This is a genomic window from Streptomyces sp. D2-8 (genome assembly GCF_023184515.1).
Lineage (GTDB): Bacteria > Actinomycetota > Actinomycetes > Streptomycetales > Streptomycetaceae > Streptomyces.
This window is the reverse complement of record NZ_JAAHBP010000007.1, coordinates 317,543-333,596: the sequence shown is the minus strand read 5'-3', so window position 1 is coordinate 333,596 and position 16,054 is coordinate 317,543. Positions and strand designations below refer to the sequence as shown.

17 protein-coding genes are annotated in these 16,054 nt (G+C 68.7%); 9 read left to right on the top strand and 8 right to left on the bottom strand.

Going from position 1 to position 16,054, the window contains the following annotated elements; translation table 11 throughout:
* Positions 1–46: 46 nt before the first annotated feature.
* A complete protein-coding gene (locus G3I77_RS15235; protein WP_248504048.1) occupies positions 47–379 on the bottom strand; it encodes a hypothetical protein in 333 nt (110 codons plus the stop codon).
* A gap of 596 nt (positions 380–975) precedes the next feature.
* On the opposite strand from G3I77_RS15235, the gene G3I77_RS15230 reads away from it, so the two are divergent.
* Positions 976–1,146 (top strand): hypothetical protein, encoded by a 171-nt coding sequence (locus tag G3I77_RS15230; RefSeq protein WP_248504047.1) that lies wholly within the window; start codon positions 976–978, stop codon positions 1,144–1,146.
* A 109-nt stretch (positions 1,147–1,255) separates the two neighbouring features.
* Here G3I77_RS15230 and G3I77_RS15225 read toward each other — a convergent pair whose 3' ends face one another.
* Positions 1,256–2,428 (bottom strand): epoxide hydrolase family protein, encoded by a 1,173-nt coding sequence (locus G3I77_RS15225; protein ID WP_248504046.1) that lies wholly within the window; start codon positions 2,426–2,428, stop codon positions 1,256–1,258.
* An 83-nt stretch (positions 2,429–2,511) separates the two neighbouring features.
* Here G3I77_RS15225 and G3I77_RS15220 point away from each other — a divergent pair, with 83 nt between their 5' ends.
* The 3 genes from G3I77_RS15220 (at position 2,512) to G3I77_RS15210 (ending at position 7,339) form a co-directional block, all read left to right on the top strand.
* Positions 2,512–3,087 (top strand): ABATE domain-containing protein, encoded by a 576-nt coding sequence (locus G3I77_RS15220; protein ID WP_248504044.1) that lies wholly within the window; start codon positions 2,512–2,514, stop codon positions 3,085–3,087.
* 191 nt (positions 3,088–3,278) lie between these two features.
* Complete coding sequence (locus G3I77_RS15215) at positions 3,279–5,729, top strand: SpoIIE family protein phosphatase (RefSeq protein ID WP_248504041.1); 2,451 nt, start codon at positions 3,279–3,281, stop codon at positions 5,727–5,729.
* Positions 5,730–5,995: 266 nt separating this feature from the next.
* A complete protein-coding gene (locus G3I77_RS15210; RefSeq protein ID WP_248504039.1) occupies positions 5,996–7,339 on the top strand; it encodes a ferric reductase-like transmembrane domain-containing protein in 1,344 nt (447 codons plus the stop codon).
* Between the two features lie 14 nt (positions 7,340–7,353).
* Here the strand turns inward: G3I77_RS15210 and G3I77_RS15205 are convergent, their stop codons facing one another.
* From G3I77_RS15205 to G3I77_RS15180, 6 genes are all read right to left on the bottom strand, one after another.
* The gene (locus tag G3I77_RS15205; RefSeq protein WP_248504037.1) at positions 7,354–7,800 is read right to left on the bottom strand and encodes a hypothetical protein; all 447 of its coding nucleotides are present in this window, start codon (positions 7,798–7,800) and stop codon (positions 7,354–7,356) included.
* A gap of 309 nt (positions 7,801–8,109) precedes the next feature.
* Positions 8,110–8,646 (bottom strand): hypothetical protein, encoded by a 537-nt coding sequence (locus tag G3I77_RS15200; protein WP_248504036.1) that lies wholly within the window; start codon positions 8,644–8,646, stop codon positions 8,110–8,112.
* A gap of 490 nt (positions 8,647–9,136) precedes the next feature.
* Positions 9,137–9,442 carry a transcriptional regulator gene (locus G3I77_RS15195; RefSeq protein WP_248504035.1) on the bottom strand — a complete coding sequence of 102 codons (306 nt, stop codon included), beginning with the start codon at positions 9,440–9,442 and terminating at the stop codon, positions 9,137–9,139.
* A gap of 1 nt (position 9,443) precedes the next feature.
* Complete coding sequence (locus G3I77_RS15190) at positions 9,444–9,857, bottom strand: hypothetical protein (protein ID WP_248504034.1); 414 nt, start codon at positions 9,855–9,857, stop codon at positions 9,444–9,446.
* A gap of 335 nt (positions 9,858–10,192) precedes the next feature.
* Positions 10,193–10,441 (bottom strand): hypothetical protein, encoded by a 249-nt coding sequence (locus G3I77_RS15185; RefSeq protein WP_248504030.1) that lies wholly within the window; start codon positions 10,439–10,441, stop codon positions 10,193–10,195.
* Positions 10,442–10,587: 146 nt separating this feature from the next.
* Entirely contained in the window at positions 10,588–10,914 is a 327-nt protein-coding gene (locus G3I77_RS15180; protein WP_248504027.1) for a GYD domain-containing protein, read from the bottom strand.
* 364 nt (positions 10,915–11,278) lie between these two features.
* Between G3I77_RS15180 and G3I77_RS15175 the strand changes: the two genes are divergently transcribed.
* Genes G3I77_RS15175 through G3I77_RS15155 form a run of 5 tightly spaced genes read left to right on the top strand, consistent with a single transcriptional unit; the run spans position 11,279 to position 16,040 of the window.
* Entirely contained in the window at positions 11,279–11,416 is a 138-nt protein-coding gene (locus tag G3I77_RS15175; RefSeq protein ID WP_248504024.1) for a hypothetical protein, read from the top strand.
* Positions 11,413–11,502, top strand: coding sequence for a K(+)-transporting ATPase subunit F (gene kdpF, locus G3I77_RS15170; RefSeq protein ID WP_248504021.1), 90 nt, complete (start codon positions 11,413–11,415; stop codon positions 11,500–11,502). Before G3I77_RS15175 ends, kdpF begins: the two co-directional genes overlap by 4 nt.
* 32 nt (positions 11,503–11,534) lie before the next feature.
* Positions 11,535–13,229 (top strand): potassium-transporting ATPase subunit KdpA, encoded by a 1,695-nt coding sequence (gene kdpA / locus G3I77_RS15165; protein ID WP_248504019.1) that lies wholly within the window; start codon positions 11,535–11,537, stop codon positions 13,227–13,229.
* Complete coding sequence (gene kdpB / locus G3I77_RS15160) at positions 13,226–15,364, top strand: potassium-transporting ATPase subunit KdpB (protein WP_248504015.1); 2,139 nt, start codon at positions 13,226–13,228, stop codon at positions 15,362–15,364. Before kdpA ends, kdpB begins: the two co-directional genes overlap by 4 nt.
* Before the next feature lie 22 nt (positions 15,365–15,386).
* Positions 15,387–16,040 carry a potassium-transporting ATPase subunit C gene (locus tag G3I77_RS15155; RefSeq protein WP_248504013.1) on the top strand — a complete coding sequence of 218 codons (654 nt, stop codon included), beginning with the start codon at positions 15,387–15,389 and terminating at the stop codon, positions 16,038–16,040.
* The last annotated feature ends 14 nt before the right edge of the window (positions 16,041–16,054 follow it).

Sequence of the window (16,054 nt, the reverse complement as noted above, 5' to 3'; positions counted from 1 at the left end):
TGCGGCCGTCTGCCGGCACCCGGCGCCCCGGTCCCGGTCGCAGAGATCACCGCTCGCCCACCGGACCGGGCTGCCAGGTGAAGTCGTCGGGGCCGTTGGCCGGCCCCCGGCGCCAGCTGAAGTCGTCACGGTTGTGCAGCGGGCCCGGCGTCCAGGTGAAGTCGTCGCCGCCCAGGGGCAGCGGAGTCCAGGTGAAGTCGTCGGGCGTGCCGGGCAGGTGCGGCAGTACGACATCGACCGGGATCTCGACCTGCGCGGCGACGGCCGGGCCGGTGCCCTGCTGCTCGGCGGCCTGAGCCGGCGCCGCCCAGGCGAGCGTGGCGAGCACGGCCGAGCCGAGGACGACGGCGGCGGAACAACGCTTGGTGATGCGGATCATTTCTGGTCTCCGTTCCCTGCGTGAGTCAGGACCTTCGCGACGATGCGCATGGAGCCAGTGGTGCTTCAGCTCCCCCGGACCGTTCCGCGTTCCCCGCGCTTCCCGGCCGCTGAGAAGAGAGAACCATCCCGCCGACCCCCCTGTCCGCATCCGGCCACGCCAGGAAGCTGCCTGGCAGGGAGTTGCACGCCGGGGGCTTCCCAGGGCTGGCCGTGGGCTTGATGTGGGCTGGCCGTGGGCCTGTCAGGGGACGCGCGTACGAGGCGCCGCCTCTCACGTGGCTGCGTAGGAGCCCGTCATATGAGGGGGCACGTCTGGGCGCGGAAGCCGCGCATCGCTTGGCGGAGACCGGACTCTACGAGTTCGAACCGGGGCTGTCGGAGGCAGAGTTCGCGCATCGAGCACGAGTACGGCTTTGAGTTCGCGGATGACCACCGCGCGTTCCTCGCGGCGGGCCTTCCGGTGAACGTTCCTCCGGAGGATGCACTGACCACGGCACGGCACCATCTCGCGGAAGCGTCGGCGCTGATGCCCGTGTACGCCCATCGCTACCTCCCCGCGGGTCGGGGAAGCCACGGCCACCCTGTCCTGTCGATGTGCAGACCGATGTCATCCACTACGGGCTGGACCTGGTCGACGACATGCACCAGGAGTTCGACGAGGCACGCGGCGGCGTCGACGAGAACCGGAAACCGAAGGCGAGCTGTGATGGTGGATGCTGGGCCGATGCCAGGGCAGCGCAAGAGAAGACGCCGGCAGCAGGATGACGCGCAGCGGGCTGCGGCTCCTTTCGCGCCCGCCCGGAAGACCTCGACATGCTCCACGCCGTCTTCGCCGCGCCCTGTCCGACCACGCTCTGCCGTCGCCGCGCCGCGTTCACCGATGGGCGGCCAGCACTGCCGCGAGGCCCTCTTGCAGATCTTTGACGAAATACTCGGGAACCTCCAGCGACGGGAAATGTCCCCCGACTTCGGGCGACTTCCATCGGACGATCTGCCGATACCGCTCCTGTGCCCAGGGGCGCGGACACTTCTCGATGTCGCGGGGATACATGCTGATTGCCGACGGGACGTCGACCCGAAGTTCGGGGTCCAGCGAGTTGTGGCTTTCGTAGTAGATGCGGGCCGCCGATGCGCCGGTCCGCGTCAGCCAGTACAGGGTGACGTTGTCAAGAACCCTGTCCATGGAAATCGTCTCGAACGGGCTGTCCTCGGTGTCTGACCACTCGGCGAACTTGTCAAGGATCCAGGCCAGAAGCCCGACCGGTGAGTCGACGAGCGAGTAGCCGATGGTCTGCGGCCGGGTCGCCTGCTGCTTCGCGTACGCCGCGCGGTGGCGCCAGAAATCGCGGGTCTCCTCGGTCCACTTGCGCTCGACCGCCGTCAGCCCCTCCGTTGACAACCCGGGCGGCGCCTCCGCGAACAATGTGTGGATGCCGAGAACGTGCGCCGGGAACCTGCCGCCGAGAACCGTGGTGATATTCCCTCCCCAGTCGCCACCGTGGGCTGCGAACGTGCTGTAACCGAGCCTTCCCATCAGTTCCACCCATGCGGCCGCGATCCTTTCGGTTCCCCACCCGGTGGTGGCCGGCTTGTCGCTGTAACCAAAGCCTGGTAGCGACGGGACCACGACGTGGAAGGCCGGCGCGTCTGCGTCTTTCGGGTCTGCCAGCTCGTCTACTACATCGATGAACTCGGCAATGCTGCCTGGCCAGCCGTGCGTCAAGATCAGAGGAATGGCATCCGTGCGCGGGGATCGACGGTGCAGGAAGTGGATTCCCAGATCATCAATGGTCGTGCGGAACTGGCCGATCCGGTCAAGGCGCTCTTCGAACGACCGCCAGTTGTACCCGGTGCGCCAGTAGGTCACGACGTCGACGAGGTCGGCGAGAGGAACGCCCTGTTCCCATCGGCGAGGGCCGGGCGCGGCGCGACAGACCGTCTCGGCCTCCGGTAGTCGCGCCGCGGTCAGTCGCGCGCGCAGATCGTCGAGGTCGGCGTCAGCTGCGTGGGCTTCACATGCTTGCACGTCGCTGGTTGGACGGGGCATGAGGCCTCCTGGCCATCGAGGGAACCGGCTAAGGCGGTTCTACCATGCCTTCGCGTCAGCATGGAACCCGCTAAGGTGGTTCCATGCGTGCTGAGTTTCCTGACTTCCGCCTCGGTAGCGTGCTGGCGACCAGCTTCACGGGGACTCTGTCGGAGCGTCACGGCAGCCCTGTGGAGCGCATTCCCGCGCCGCACCGACTCATCGACTGGCTGGCAGTGAACGGCCTCGCCGTGGACTCCTGCACCACTGCCCAGCTCGACCGCGCTCGGGAACTGAGGGAGTCGATTCACGCCGCCGCGACAGCGGCCGCGCTCCAGGACGCTCTCCCTGCTTTTGCTGTCGAGGTCATCAACGACTTCAGCGCACAGGGCCGGGCCGCGGCGACCTTGACGCCCGAGGGCAAGCGGCGATGGCGGCTCAGCTCGGCTTCCTGTGTGGAAGATGCCCTCGGCGTGATCGCCGCCGACGCGATCAGCATCATCGCAGGCGAACGAGACGGAAAATTGGCCTTGTGCGCATCACCGACCTGCCAAGCCGCCTTCTTCGACATCAGTCAGAGCCGCACGCGCAAATGGTGTGACATGAACACGTGTGGCAATCGTCAGAAGAAGGCGCGCTTCAAGGCCAACCAGCGCGAAAACCCCAGATCGGCGGAGTGATCGTTCAGCCTTTGAGCGGCGGTGTGCGCGCACGGGTCGACCTGATCGGCGCCGTCCGTCGACCTGCGTGTGCGCGCGAGGAGAGATACAAGTGAGGAAGGAGCCGGCGCGACGGTACGACGTATCGCCGTCCTGCGGTCTCTGCTGAGTCTCCCGCGCCCCCGAGAGCCCGGGGGCAGGATGGGCGATGAATGGACATGGAGAGTGCCGACCCCCTCGGAAACGGCCTCGAGCAGTTTCCGGACCAGGTCACCTCGGCTACGGCGGTCGTCGACGCGAGGGGGATCGTCACGGGGTGGAGTCCCGGCGCACAGCGGTTGCTCGGGTATCCGTACGAGGACGTCGCGGGGCGTTCCGCTGCACGTCTGCTCGGCGCCGACGCCGACGCCACGGTGCATTTCTCCGCGGTTCTCGAAGGACGAAGCGGGCCGACTCCGCTGCGGCACCAGGACGGCCACCCCATGGAAGCCGAGCTGCGGGCGTACGCGTCACTCGACCGCGAGGGCAACGCACAGTGGCTCATCGTGGCCACGGCGCCACAGCAGCCGCGGCGTCGGCATCGGGAGCCACCCCCGCACGAGGAGGAGGCGACGACGGAGGAAGCCTTCGCACAGTCCCACCTGCCGGTGATGATCTACGACGCCGAGTTGCGGGCCTTGCGGGGGAGCGCCGGCGCTGCCCGCGAGCTGGGTCTCCCCGAGGAGCAGATGCGCGGTCGGCGCGTCACCGACATCCTGCCTCCGCACATCTGCACCACGGTCGAAGGGGGCATGCGCCGGGTGCTCGAGACGGGAGAACCGGAGCGCTTCCACGTGCATGGCCGGCCGCGGCGCGGAGCCCGCGACAGACACTGGGCCGTATCCGTGTCCCCCCTGAGGAACCGGGCAGGACAGGTGCGACACGTGCAGCTCATCGCGCTCGACGTCACCGAACAGCACCGGGCCCGCGAGCGGCTCGCCCTGCTGAACGACGTCAGCGCGCAGGTGGGCAGCACCCTCGACGTGATGCGCACGGCCCAGGAGATGGCCGACGTGGCGGTGGGGCGGCTCGCCGACTTCATCAGCGTCGACCTGCTGGACGGACTGTTCCGAGGTGTCGAGCCCGGGCCGTCCGCCACGGGCTCCGTCGCGCTGCGCCGCGCCGCGCAGCGGTCCGTCCTGCCCGGCATCCCCGAGTCGGTGGTCCAGCCGGGCGCGGTGGACCACTACCCGGAATCCACGCCCCCCGCCCGCTGTCTGCACACGGGCCGGTCGTCGCTGCACCGCACCCTGGACGAAGCCATCGAGAGCTGGCAGGTCGCCGACCCCGAGCGCGCGAGGAAGGTCCGTGACTTCGGGATGCATTCGATCATGGTCATTCCGCTGCGCGCCCGCGGCATCACGCTCGGCGTGGCCGTCCTCGTCCGCCACCGCCGCCGGGACTCCTTCGACGAGGACGACCTGCTCCTCGCCGAGGAGATCGCCGCACGAGCCGCCGTGGCCGTGGACAACGCCCGACGCTTCACCCGCGAGCGGACCACCGCCCTGGCCCTGCAACGAAGCCTGCTGCCCCAGCGGCTCCCCGTCCAGGAGGCCGCGGAAGTGGCCTACCGCTATCTCCCGGCCCGGACCCGGGCAGGGCTGGGCGGCGACTGGTTCGATGTGATCCCGCTGTCGGGTGCCCGGGTCGCCCTGGTCGTCGGGGACGTGGTGGGCCACGGCCTGCGCGCCTCCGCCACCATGGGGCGGCTGCGGACCGCGGTACGCACGCTGGCGGACGTCGACCTGCCCCCCGAGGAGCTCTTCGTCCATCTCGACGACCTGATCACCCACCTCGGGGCGGAGGAGGACACGGCAACGGATCCCGAGATCGAGGTCGTCACCGATCTCGTCGCCACCTGCCTGTATCTGGTCTACGACCCGGTGTCGCGCCGCTGCACCGCCGTCGGCGCGGGCCACCCCCCGCCCGCCGTGGTCACGCCCGACGGCAAGGCCGAGTTCATCGATCTCTCCGTCGGCCCGCCACTGGGAGTCGGAGGGCTGCCTTTCGAAGCGGTCGAATGGGAAGTGCCCCGAGGCAGCCTCCTCGTGCTGTACACGGACGGCCTCGTCGAGGTCCCCGAACACGACCTCACCAGGGGCATGGCACTGCTGCGCCGACGCCTGGAGCGCCCCGCCGACTCGCTGGACGCCACCTGCGACGACCTGGTCCAGGCTCTGCTCCCCGCGCAGCCGAGGGACGACGTCGCCCTGCTCATCGCCCGAACCCGGGCTCTCGACGCCGGCCAGGTGGCCACCTGGGATCTGCCTTCCGACCCAGCCGCCGTGGCCGACGCCCGCGACAAGGTCGCCCGTCGCCTCGCGGACTGGGGCCTTGACGAGGTGGTCTTCACCGCCGAACTGGTGGTGAGCGAACTGGTCACCAACGCGATCCGGTACGGCACCCCTCCCGTTCAGCTGCGCCTGATCCGCGACACCGCGCTCATCTGCGAGGTCTCCGACAGCAGCAGCACCGCGCCGCACATGAGGCGAGCGCGGATGTTCGACGAAGGCGGGCGCGGCCTGCTGCTCGTCGCTCAGTTCGCCCAACGCTGGGGCACCCGCCACCGGGCCGGAGGGAAGTCGATCTGGGCGGAGATCGGTGTTCAGGACGAGCGGTCGTGACGGTGCCCGGGCGGCTTCGGAGCGGGTGCGTGTCGGGCAGGTGGACGGGGTGTCCGAGGCCGACGTCGCACCACGCAAACCACCGCGGCACCCCAAGCCGCCCAACGCGCCAAAAGGCGGTCAGATTGGATGGTTCCGGCGTGAACGGATCGGATCCACGCGCCGTATCCTTACCCGATCGAGGTGCGCATCCGGCCGGATTCCTCGGTCTTCATGGGGTTTGTGCAGACGGGCCGTGAGTGCTGCGGTCAGGGGGGATGGCAACCATGGCGGCGGTGAGCAACACGGTGCGCAAAGGCACCGTGCTTCCGGTGGACGCGGCGCGCTGGGCGTTGTGGACCTTCGTCCTCGTCAACACGGTGATCGTCGAGGCGCTGTTCCTCAGTGCCGGTTCAGGCAAGAACGGCGTGCTCACGGTCGCCAAGTTCTTCGGACTGCACGCAGCCCTGCTGATGCTGTTCCAACTGCTGCTGGTGGCCCGGCTGCCGTGGCTGGACCGCCGCATCGGGATGGACCGGCTCACGGTGTGGCACCGCTGGGTCGGCTTCTCGCTGCTGTGGACCGTCCTCACCCACGCCACACTGGTGGTGCTCGGCTACGCGAACCTCGACGACGCGTCCATGGGGAAGACGTTCGTCGCACTGAGCGGGGTGCCGGCCTCCTTGCTGGGCATGCTCGCCGCGGCCATCATCGTCGTGATCGCCGTGATCTCCACCCGGCCCCTGCGGCGGCGACTGCGGTACGAGGTGTGGCACGGTCTGCACCTGCTGCTCTACGTGGCCCTGGGCCTGTCGTTCGTCCACCAGTTGCAGGAGACCACGACGTTCACCTCCTCCGCGTTCGCCACGGCCTACTGGTGGATTCTGTGGCTGTTCGCCTTCGGCGCCCTACTGACGGGGCGGGTCGCCGTGCCGCTGTGGCGCAACGCCTACCACCGGTTCCGCGTCGCGGCCGTGGTACCGGAGTCGGACAACGTGGTCTCCGTGTACGTCACCGGCCGACACCTCGACAAACTCCCGGCCAGAGCGGGGCAGTTCTGCATCTGGCGGTTCCCCGGGCACAACCACTGGTGGCTGGCCAACCCCTTCTCCCTGTCGGCGGCGCCGGGCGGACAAGGGCTGCGTCTCACGGCGAAGGCGGCGGGCAGCACCAGTGCCGGCCTGCGGAACGTCCCGGTCGGCAGCCGCGCCTTCGTCGAGGGACCGTACGGGGCGTTCACCTCGCTGCACCGCACCCGTCCCGGCACCCTGCTGATCGCCGGCGGCGTGGGGATCACGCCCGTGCGGGCCATGCTGGAGGAGCAGACGACCGGCGACGTCGTCGTGCTGTACCGGGTGCGCAGCGAGGCCGACGCCGTGCTGCTGAACGAGGTGCGCCACCTGGTCGCGCTCCGGGGCGGACGGCTGCACCTGCTCACCGGCAGAACCGGCGAGGGCGGCGCCCCACCGCCGTTCAGCCCGGACCGCCTGCACCACCTGGTCCCCGACGTCACCGAACGCGATGTGTACGTCTGCGGCCCGCCCGCCATGACCAGGGCCGTGCTCGCCGGCCTGCGAGACCTGCGAGTCCCCGCACGACAGGTGCACGCCGAGAAGTTCGGCCTGGCCTGAACCGGACTTCGAGGTCAGGGCTGGGTGGTGTCCACGACGAAGCGGCGACTGAGACTGATCTCGCGCGAGAGCAGGCCCGGGTCGGTGGTCACCGTCAGTTCGTACTCCCCGTCCCGCAACGCCCCCACATCGAGCACCCGGTGGTTTCCGACCCACAGGGTGGGGACGATCTCGCCGTTCAGCCTGGCCTCGACGTTGCGCAGCGCCTCATTACTCAGCGCCGCGTCGTCGGTGCGATCGACCACGTCCACCATGAGCGTGGCATCGGAGAGCGCGGCGGCGTTCAAAACGCCGCTGCTGGGGATGCCGCGTATCCGGAGCTCCGGCTGGTTCACCGCGTTGGCCACCGCAATGCCGCCGATCGCCAGGGCGGCGGCGACAGCGGCAACCAGAAGTGTGATGAGGAGCCTGCGCAGGGACTGGTTTCGCACAGGGTCCGACGTCTTCAAGGCCAGCCGCATGGACACATCCTTCGAGGAGTTGCTGCTGCGGGCCGTCGGCTCCGCCTCTTCGTCCCGCCCGTGGCCTTTGCGTCGGCCACCTGCACCGGCTCGCGGACAGACGGGCCCGAGGACACGGACTCGGACTCGCGGGTGTCCGGCGACCCTGATGGTGCCACTTCAACCGTCACGGTATCCAGTTCGCCCTGCCTGGATGAATGACTCCGATGTTCTCAGAGGGCGATGGCCCACCACACGGCTTCCGGCGCCGATCGAGCGGGAGATCCTCGGGTTCGGACCGCACACGGTGAGTCCTTCGTAGCTCGCACGTCAGAGGCTCTTGGCAGCCGCCTGGTAGTCCTTTGCCTGAGTGGGCGTCAGCAGGTTTGACACACGGATGAGGGTGCCGCCGACGATGTAGTGGTACTCGGTCGCACTGGGCATGGACTTGGCGATCGTCTCGATGTACTTCGCCCGGGCCTTCGCCTCGTCCTCGCTCTTGAACACTTCGACGCTGCCGCCGCGCTCAATCGCGTCCTTGTCCAGACCCTCGACGTCCGCGGAGGAGACACGGCTGTCGGAGAAGGCGGCCTTGCTGGTGTAGCCGCCCGGCCGCCCCAGCAGGTGGTTCGGGTCGTTGGCCTCGTCATAGACCCGGACGAGCCTCAACTCCGGGATCGACTTCCCCAGCGCTGCCACGGCCACCTGCGCGGTCAACGCGGCTGACTTCTCGGCCGAAGCCGCGTCCACGGAGCTTGTGCTCTTCGGCGATGTGCTCGGTGAGGTGTCGCTGGAGCCGGTGGAGCTACAGCCGACCACGAGCGTTCCGGCGACCGCGAGCCCGGCCACGGCGGTACGAATGTGCATGATCCCCCCCAAGGGTGCGCAGGTGAGGGCACATTACATCGCCGTGTCACGCTCTCCTTCCGGGAACGGGGCGCTTTCGTCGTGCCACGCTGGGGGGGCAAGGTCCTCCGGGTGCACCTCCGACAGCATCAAGGGCCAACGCCCAACGCCGGCCCATGGACTGGTAGACGCTCCTCGATCACACGATGAAGCCGTGGGTGCGGCCGTGACCGCAGCTTGGGAAGCTGCGATCAGTCCCGACTGGGTGGGGCGCTGACCTCGGCGCAGGCTGGCGCGTGCCCTCGTCGGGTTCAGCGCCTTCCGCCGTGAGTCCCCGCTGTTCCGGCCTCGCCGCCTCTCTCGCCGCCAGCGCCGTCTGATGTGCCACCCCTTGGGCGTGACGAACCGCGCACTTCAACGGCCGGGTTCAATTCCTGAGCACTGAACGGTGATGATGGGGTGGGCCTCTCCAGCTCGCCCCATCTCCGTGCCCGGGAATCCGCTCGTCCCGCTACTCGATATCCGCTTGAACGACCTTGCGCAGTTCTTCCAGGTAATCCTGGAACTGTTCCCGCCCGGAAGGCGAGAGGCGGACTCGGGTAACGGCGTGCCGCCGCTCACGGAACTTCGCGATCTCGACGAGGTTCTCCTTCTCCAGAATGCCCAATTGGCGGGAGAGTTCGGCGGTGGAGAGCTCCAGGGAGTTCTGTAGATCGGCGAAGTTGATCTGCTGGACGTGTCTGAGGACGCCCAGAATGGCGAGACGCGTGGGTGAGTGCATCACCGTCGTCAGGCGCGTGCGCGGCTGCGGGGGCATGTCAGCGCCTCCAGCGCAGCACGAGGTAGCCGACGAGTACGGCGGTCGGCACGGCCGCCGCGGCAAGGGCGCCCGGCAACGCGACCGGGTTGTTCCACAGCAGCCCGAGGGCGGGGATCGCCAGGGCCACCGGGCCGAGGAAAGCGATCCGCTCCTCACTCTTGGTGTGCGGCCTTCGGCCGGGGGCCCGAAGGTGGAACCAGCGCCAGTACAGGACGAGCCCCAGTGCGAGCAGCAGGGCCACCGACCCCAGCACTACCGGGATCGCCGTCGCGGCCGCCACGGCGAGCACGGCGAAAAGCGCCAGGACCGACAGCGCCCCCAGGGCACGCTCGCCGGCGGACGCGGATCGTGTGAGTACCGGGGCGTTCTCTATGGCACGCAGTTGCTCTGCGGAGTTCGCGTTCTCCCCCATGGTCATCCTTTCGCGGTCGCCGCCTCGTGCACCCTCAACTTACGCATCTGGTTTCCAAATGTGCAACTACTCGCCTGTTGAGCAACCAGTAGTCGGCTCTCGGTTGCGGCCAGCCGCCGGGACCCCCCGAACGGGCCACCCTGGGGCTGCAGCCGCGTCGATTCGGTCGCGCGTCTGGTGCCGTGCATCGCAAGGCGCCGGGAAGTCCTTGATGGGGGAGGAGCCACCAGGGCTGTTCGGTATCGCGGCGAGGCGCGGCACCAGGCCGCGCGACCCGGGCGCTCGTGCAAGGGCCCCTGAGCCGGTGAGCGGCGGAGCGAGGTGCCCGCGTCCCGTCAGGCCTTCTCGACTCGCACGGAGTGGCCGACGAGAAGTTGGTTCATGTCATCGGTGTCGGAGGTGAAGACGGTTGCTTGGGCGCCCTGCGCGGCTTCCCGCCCGGCCACAGCCGCCAACACGGCGCCGTGCTCTTCTTCCAGACGCTCGGCCAACTCGCGAAGTCGGTCCATGGCGTCCCGATGGGCGGCGGCCGCGATGTAGCCGGATGCTCCGCGGGCGTCGACGCGCTCCTTGATCGATTCCACCAGTTGGTTGTGTGGTGTGGACCACACGCAAGACGCTGTGCGGCCTTCCAACGACCACTCCTGGACGCGGACGGTTGCTGTGGTTGCTGTACCTCGCTGCTGTATCGATGCCCTGGTGCCTGAACCAGGCCCGGCCATCCGGACCGCTACGCGCCGGGAGCCCGGTACTGGACTTGCCCGGCCTTGTGCAGGGCATCCATGGTTTCGTCGACGGTCAGGAGGACGGTCGTCTCAAACGAGCTGAGTGCGCCGCCTCCGCTGATCGCCAGGGCGACCGCGGCCATGGAGACGTTGTCGGGGGCCTCCCACAGGTTGTAGCCGTCGCGTGTGCCGAACGCGTACCAGAAGCCGTGGAGCTTGCCTCCGACGGACTCGATGTACGACTGAGCGGCCTTGGCGCGGTCCTCGGGGTGGCCGATGAGTCTCCGCCAGGTCTCCGGCGTGTAGCTGAACCTTGATAGATAGAGCGGCATCACGTCTCCCTTTCGTCCCAGCAAGGGATGCCCCCGCGGGGTGGGATACGCCGCCGAGGTCGCCCGCGTATCCCCCGAACAGCCGGGATGATGACCGGCAGGGCCACTGCCGACGAGCGACTCGACCGCCGAACTACGGCATCGGCGTCGCAGGTATCAGAGCCGCGTCAACCCTTCTCGCGCCCGGACCGATGGGGACCAGGCCGGGGTGAACGGGCCCGTTCGCGGCACCGGCCGACGAAACGCCGGGGCCGACGGCGCGCCCGCCGGAGGCGTGATCCAAGCACTGCGGCGTATGGATGCCGTCAAGAGGGCCGTCAGCGGCGTAAGGGCGTCGTCAACGAGGGGCGCTTTCGCGCCAGGGGTGCGCTTTTCTCGTGGAGTCCGTTCCTCTCCGAACCTCTTCCAGGAGCATGCGATGGCCGACGTGGCCTTCGTCGTCACCACGATCGCGGTGTTCGCGCTGGTGGTCCTCATCGCCAAGGGGGTGGCGAAGCTGTGACCGCCGAGAACATCATCGGCCTCGTCGTGGCCGTCGCCCTGCTGGGCTACCTCGTCCTCGCCCTCGTCAATCCGGAGAGGTTCTGACGGTGACATCAGTCGCTTCCGCTCCGGGGGATATGAGCCCCGTTCTTGCTGACGTGCTCCAGGTCTCCGCGCTGATCGTCGCGCTCGTACTGGTGCACCGACCCCTCGGCGACTACATGGCCGCCGTCTTCTCCTCCGGCAAGCACCTCCGGATGGAGAAGTGGATCTACCGCGCCGTCGGAGCGAACCCCGACACGGAGATGCGCTGGCCCGCGTACCTGCGCGGGGTGCTGGCGTTCTCCGCGGTGAGCGTGCTGTTCCTCTACCTGATCCTGCGGATTCAGGATGATCTGCCGGGGTCGCTGGGCTTCGCGGCGATCACGCCGGACCAGGCGTTCAACACGGCCGCCTCGTTCGTGTCGAACACCAACTGGCAGTCCTACTCCGGCGAGTCGTCCATGGGCCACGTCGCCCAGACCGCCGGCCTCGCCGTGCAGAACTTCGTCTCGGCCGCCGTCGGCATCGCCGTGGCCGTGGCGCTGGTCCGCGGCTTCGCCCTCCCCCGAGCTCTTCGAGCAAGAGGGACCCCCACCCGCACCGGCGAGCTGGGCAACTTCTGGGCCGACCTGGTCCGCGGTGTCGTACGGATCCTGATACCGATCTCCGTGATCGCAGCGGTCCTGCTCGTCGCCGCCGGCGCCGTCCAGAACTTCGCCGGCATTCACGAACTGACCACCGTCACCGGGCAGACGCAGTCCATCAGCCCCGGCGCCGTCGCCTCCCAGGAGGCCATCAAGGACCTGGGCACCAACGGCGGCGGCTACTTCAACGCCAACTCGTCCCACCCCTTCGAGAACCCCAACGGCTTCTCGAACCTCCTGACGATCTTCCTGCTGCTCGTCATCCCGTTCTCGCTGCCGCGCACCTTCGGCAAGATGGTCGGCAGCGTGAAGCAGGGCTACGCGATCGTCGGCGCGATGGCCACGATCTGGTTCGTCGGCGTGGTCCTGGTGACCTGGCTCGAATACGCCCACCCGGGCACCGCCTCGCAGCTCGCGGGCGGTGCGATGGAGGGCAAGGAGCAGCGGTTCGGCGAGGGGGCCTCCTCCCTGTTCGCGGTCTCCACGACCATGACGTCGACCGGTTCGGTCAACTCGTTCCACGACTCCTTCGGTGGCCTGTCCGGCGGTGTGCTGCTGCTCGGCATGATGCTGGGCGAGATCGCGCCCGGCGGTGTCGGCTCCGGCCTCTACGGCATGCTGATCATGGCGGTCATCGCGGTGTTCATCGCCGGTCTCATGGTCGGGCGCACCCCGGAGTACCTGGGCAAGAAGATCGGCACCCGCGAGATCAAGTACGCGGCCTGCTACATCCTGATCACCCCTGCCCTCGTCCTGATCGGCACGGCGATCGCGATGGCCACCGGCAACGGTGAGTCGTCGATGACCAACACAGGTGCGCACGGCTTCTCCGAGGTGCTGTACGCCTACACCTCCGCCTCGAACAACAACGGCTCGGCCTTCGCCGGCTTCGGCGCGAACACCGAGTTCCACAACACGGCACTCGGCCTGTGCATGTTGCTCGGCCGGTTCCTCCCGATGGTGTTCGTCCTCGCGCTCGCAGGATCGCTGGCGGAGCAGAAGCCCGTCCCCGAGACCGCGGGCACCCTGCGGACCGAGAAGCCGCTGTTCACCGGCCTCCTGGTCGGCAACATCATGATCATCACCGGTCTGACGTTCTTCCCGGCCCTCGCGCTGGGCCCGCTCGCCGAAGGGCTCGCGGCATGACCACCGACGTAGAGAAGTACGAGGACGCCATGTCCACCACGACGACGGGCCCGGCGCCGCACTCGGACGTGCCCACCGGGCGCAAGCCCGGGGGCGGGCGGGTCGGCGGGGGTCTGTTCGACCCGAAGCAGCTCCTGAAGTCCTTCCCGGACGCTCTGCGCAAGCTCGACCCGCGGGTCATGGTCAAGTCGCCGGTCATGTTCGTGGTGCTGATCGGCTCGGTGGTCACCACCGTGCTGGCGGTCGAGGACCCGCGCGACTGGTTCGGCTGGGCGATCACCGCCTGGCTGTGGCTCACCACGCTCTTCGCCAACCTGGCGGAGGCCGTGGCCGAGGGCCGCGGCAAGGCCCAGGCCGACACCCTGCGCAAGGCCAAGACCGACACCGTCGCCCGCCGGATCATCGGCAGGAACGAGGAGCGGGTTCCGGGTGCGGAGCTGAGGATCGGCGATCTCGTCGTCTGCGAGGCCGGCGACATCATCCCCGGCGACGGTGACGTCGTCGAAGGCGTCGCGTCCGTGGACGAGTCCGCCATCACCGGCGAATCGGCCCCGGTCATCCGCGAGTCCGGCGGCGACCGCTCGGCCGTCACCGGCGGTACGAAGGTCCTGTCCGACCGGATCGTCATCAAGATCACGACCAGGCCCGGCGAGACCTTCATCGACCGGATGATCAACCTGGTCGAGGGCGCCGCCCGGCAGAAGACCCCCAACGAGATCGCCCTCAACATCCTGCTGGCGTCCCTCACCATCGTCTTCCTGCTGGCCGTCGTCACGCTGAAGCCGTTCGCGATCTACGCGGGCGCCGACGAGCAGACGTCGATGATCGTCCTGACCGCGCTGCTGGTCTGCCTGATCCCGACGACCATCGGCGCGCTGCTCTCCGCGATCGGCATCGCCGGTATGGACCGGCTGGTCCAGCGCAACGTCCTCGCGATGTCCGGGCGCGCGGTCGAGGCAGCCGGTGACGTGTCGACGCTGCTGCTCGACAAGACCGGCACGATCACGCTCGGAAACCGCCAGGCGTCGGAGTTCGTCCCGGTCAAAGGCACCACGGAGGCCGAACTGGCCGACGCCGCCCAGCTGTCGTCGCTGGCCGACGAGACGCCCGAGGGACGCTCGATCGTCGTCCTCGCCAAGGAGAAGTACGGCCTGCGCGAGCGCCACCAGGGCGAGCTGTCCCACGCCGAGTGGATCGCCTTCACCGCCCAGACCCGCATGTCGGGTGTGGACGTCGACGGCCGCAAGGTCCGCAAGGGCGCCACGGGCTCGGTCGTCGCCTGGGTGCGGGAGCGCGGCGGCACCGTCGCCGACGACGCCCAGGCGCTCAACGACACCATCTCCCAGGCCGGCGGCACGCCGCTCCTGGTGGCGGTCGAGGACGACGAGGGTGCCCGCGTCCTCGGTGTCATCCACCTGAAGGACGTCGTCAAGGACGGCATGCGGGAGCGGTTCGACGAGCTGCGCCGCATGGGCATCAAGACGATCATGATCACGGGTGACAACCCGCTGACCGCGAAGGCCATCGCCGAGGAGGCGGGTGTCGACGACTTCCTCGCCGAGGCCACCCCCGAGGACAAGATGGCCCTCATCAAGCGGGAGCAGGCCGGCGGGAAGCTCGTGGCGATGACCGGCGACGGTACGAACGACGCCCCCGCGCTCGCGCAGGCGGACGTCGGCGTGGCCATGAACACGGGTACGTCGGCCGCCAAGGAGGCCGGCAACATGGTCGACCTCGACTCCAACCCGACCAAGCTCATCGAGATCGTCGAGATCGGCAAGCAGCTCCTCATCACCCGAGGCGCGCTGACCACCTTCTCCATCGCCAACGACGTCGCGAAGTACTTCGCGATCATCCCGGCCATGTTCGCGGTCGCCTACCCGAGCCTGGACAAGCTCAACATCATGGGCCTGGCCTCGCCGGAGTCCGCGATCCTCTCCGCGGTCATCTTCAACGCGCTGATCATCATCGCGCTGGTCCCGCTCGCCCTGAAGGGCGTGCGCTACCGGCCGACCAGCGCCGACAAGATGCTCCGCCGGAACCTCGGCCTCTACGGCCTGGGCGGCCTGATCGCCCCGTTCGTCGGCATCAAGCTCATCGACCTGCTCATCTCGCTCATCCCCGGGCTGCGTTAACCAGAAAGCGTGCTGATCGGCTATGAACAACTCCGTAGCGAACACGGGACGCCTGGCCTGGGCCGCGCTGCGCATGCTGCTCGTCCTCACGGTCGTGACCGGCATCCTCTATCCCCTCGCGGTCACGGGCATCGCCCAGGGCCTCTTCCACGACAAGGCCAACGGCTCGATCGTCAAGGTCGAAGGCAAGGAGGTCGGCTCCGAGCTCATCGGCCAGACCTGGGACCTGCCGAAGAAGGCAGCATCTGATGCAACGACGGGGGACGACGAGAGCGAGGTCGCCCGGCCGGACCCGAAGTGGTTCCAGCCGCGCCCGTCCAACAGTGGTTACGACCCGCTGTCCACCGGCTCCAGCCAGCTCGGCGCGTCCGACCCGACACTGACCGAGCTGGTCGGCGACACGAAGAAGGCCGTGGCCGCCTTCAACGGCGTACCGGAGTCCGAGGTCCCCAAGGACGCGGTCACCGGCTCGGCCTCCGCGATCGACCCGCACATCTCCCCGGAGTACGCGGAGATCCAGATCAAGCGGGTGGCCAAGGCCAACGGCCTGTCCGAGCAGCAGGTCACGAAGCTGGTCGACGATCACACCGAGGGCCGCACCGCCGGCTTCCTCGGCGAACCGCACGTCAACGTCCTCGAGCTCAACCTCGCGCTGAAGGACCTGGCCGCACGCTGACGGTCCCGTGAACG

Excerpts from the sequence above, each read along its gene's own strand:
- G3I77_RS15235 (WP_248504048.1), bottom strand. The coding sequence starts at position 379 with ATGATCCGCATCACCAAGCGTTGTTCCGCCGCCGTCGTCCTCGGCTCG.
- G3I77_RS15225 (WP_248504046.1), bottom strand. The coding sequence starts at position 2,428 with ATGCCCCGTCCAACCAGCGACGTGCAAGCATGTGAAGCCCACGCAGCT.
- G3I77_RS15220 (WP_248504044.1), top strand. The coding sequence starts at position 2,512 with ATGCGTGCTGAGTTTCCTGACTTCCGCCTCGGTAGCGTGCTGGCGACC.
- G3I77_RS15215 (WP_248504041.1), top strand. The coding sequence starts at position 3,279 with ATGGACATGGAGAGTGCCGACCCCCTCGGAAACGGCCTCGAGCAGTTT.
- G3I77_RS15210 (WP_248504039.1), top strand. The coding sequence starts at position 5,996 with ATGGCGGCGGTGAGCAACACGGTGCGCAAAGGCACCGTGCTTCCGGTG.
- G3I77_RS15205 (WP_248504037.1), bottom strand. The coding sequence starts at position 7,800 with ATGCGGCTGGCCTTGAAGACGTCGGACCCTGTGCGAAACCAGTCCCTG.
- G3I77_RS15200 (WP_248504036.1), bottom strand. The coding sequence starts at position 8,646 with ATGCACATTCGTACCGCCGTGGCCGGGCTCGCGGTCGCCGGAACGCTC.
- G3I77_RS15195 (WP_248504035.1), bottom strand. The coding sequence starts at position 9,442 with ATGCCCCCGCAGCCGCGCACGCGCCTGACGACGGTGATGCACTCACCC.
- G3I77_RS15190 (WP_248504034.1), bottom strand. The coding sequence starts at position 9,857 with ATGGGGGAGAACGCGAACTCCGCAGAGCAACTGCGTGCCATAGAGAAC.
- G3I77_RS15180 (WP_248504027.1), bottom strand. The coding sequence starts at position 10,914 with ATGCCGCTCTATCTATCAAGGTTCAGCTACACGCCGGAGACCTGGCGG.
- kdpA (WP_248504019.1), top strand. The coding sequence starts at position 11,535 with ATGAGCCCCGTTCTTGCTGACGTGCTCCAGGTCTCCGCGCTGATCGTC.
- kdpB (WP_248504015.1), top strand. The coding sequence starts at position 13,226 with ATGACCACCGACGTAGAGAAGTACGAGGACGCCATGTCCACCACGACG.
- G3I77_RS15155 (WP_248504013.1), top strand. The coding sequence starts at position 15,387 with ATGAACAACTCCGTAGCGAACACGGGACGCCTGGCCTGGGCCGCGCTG.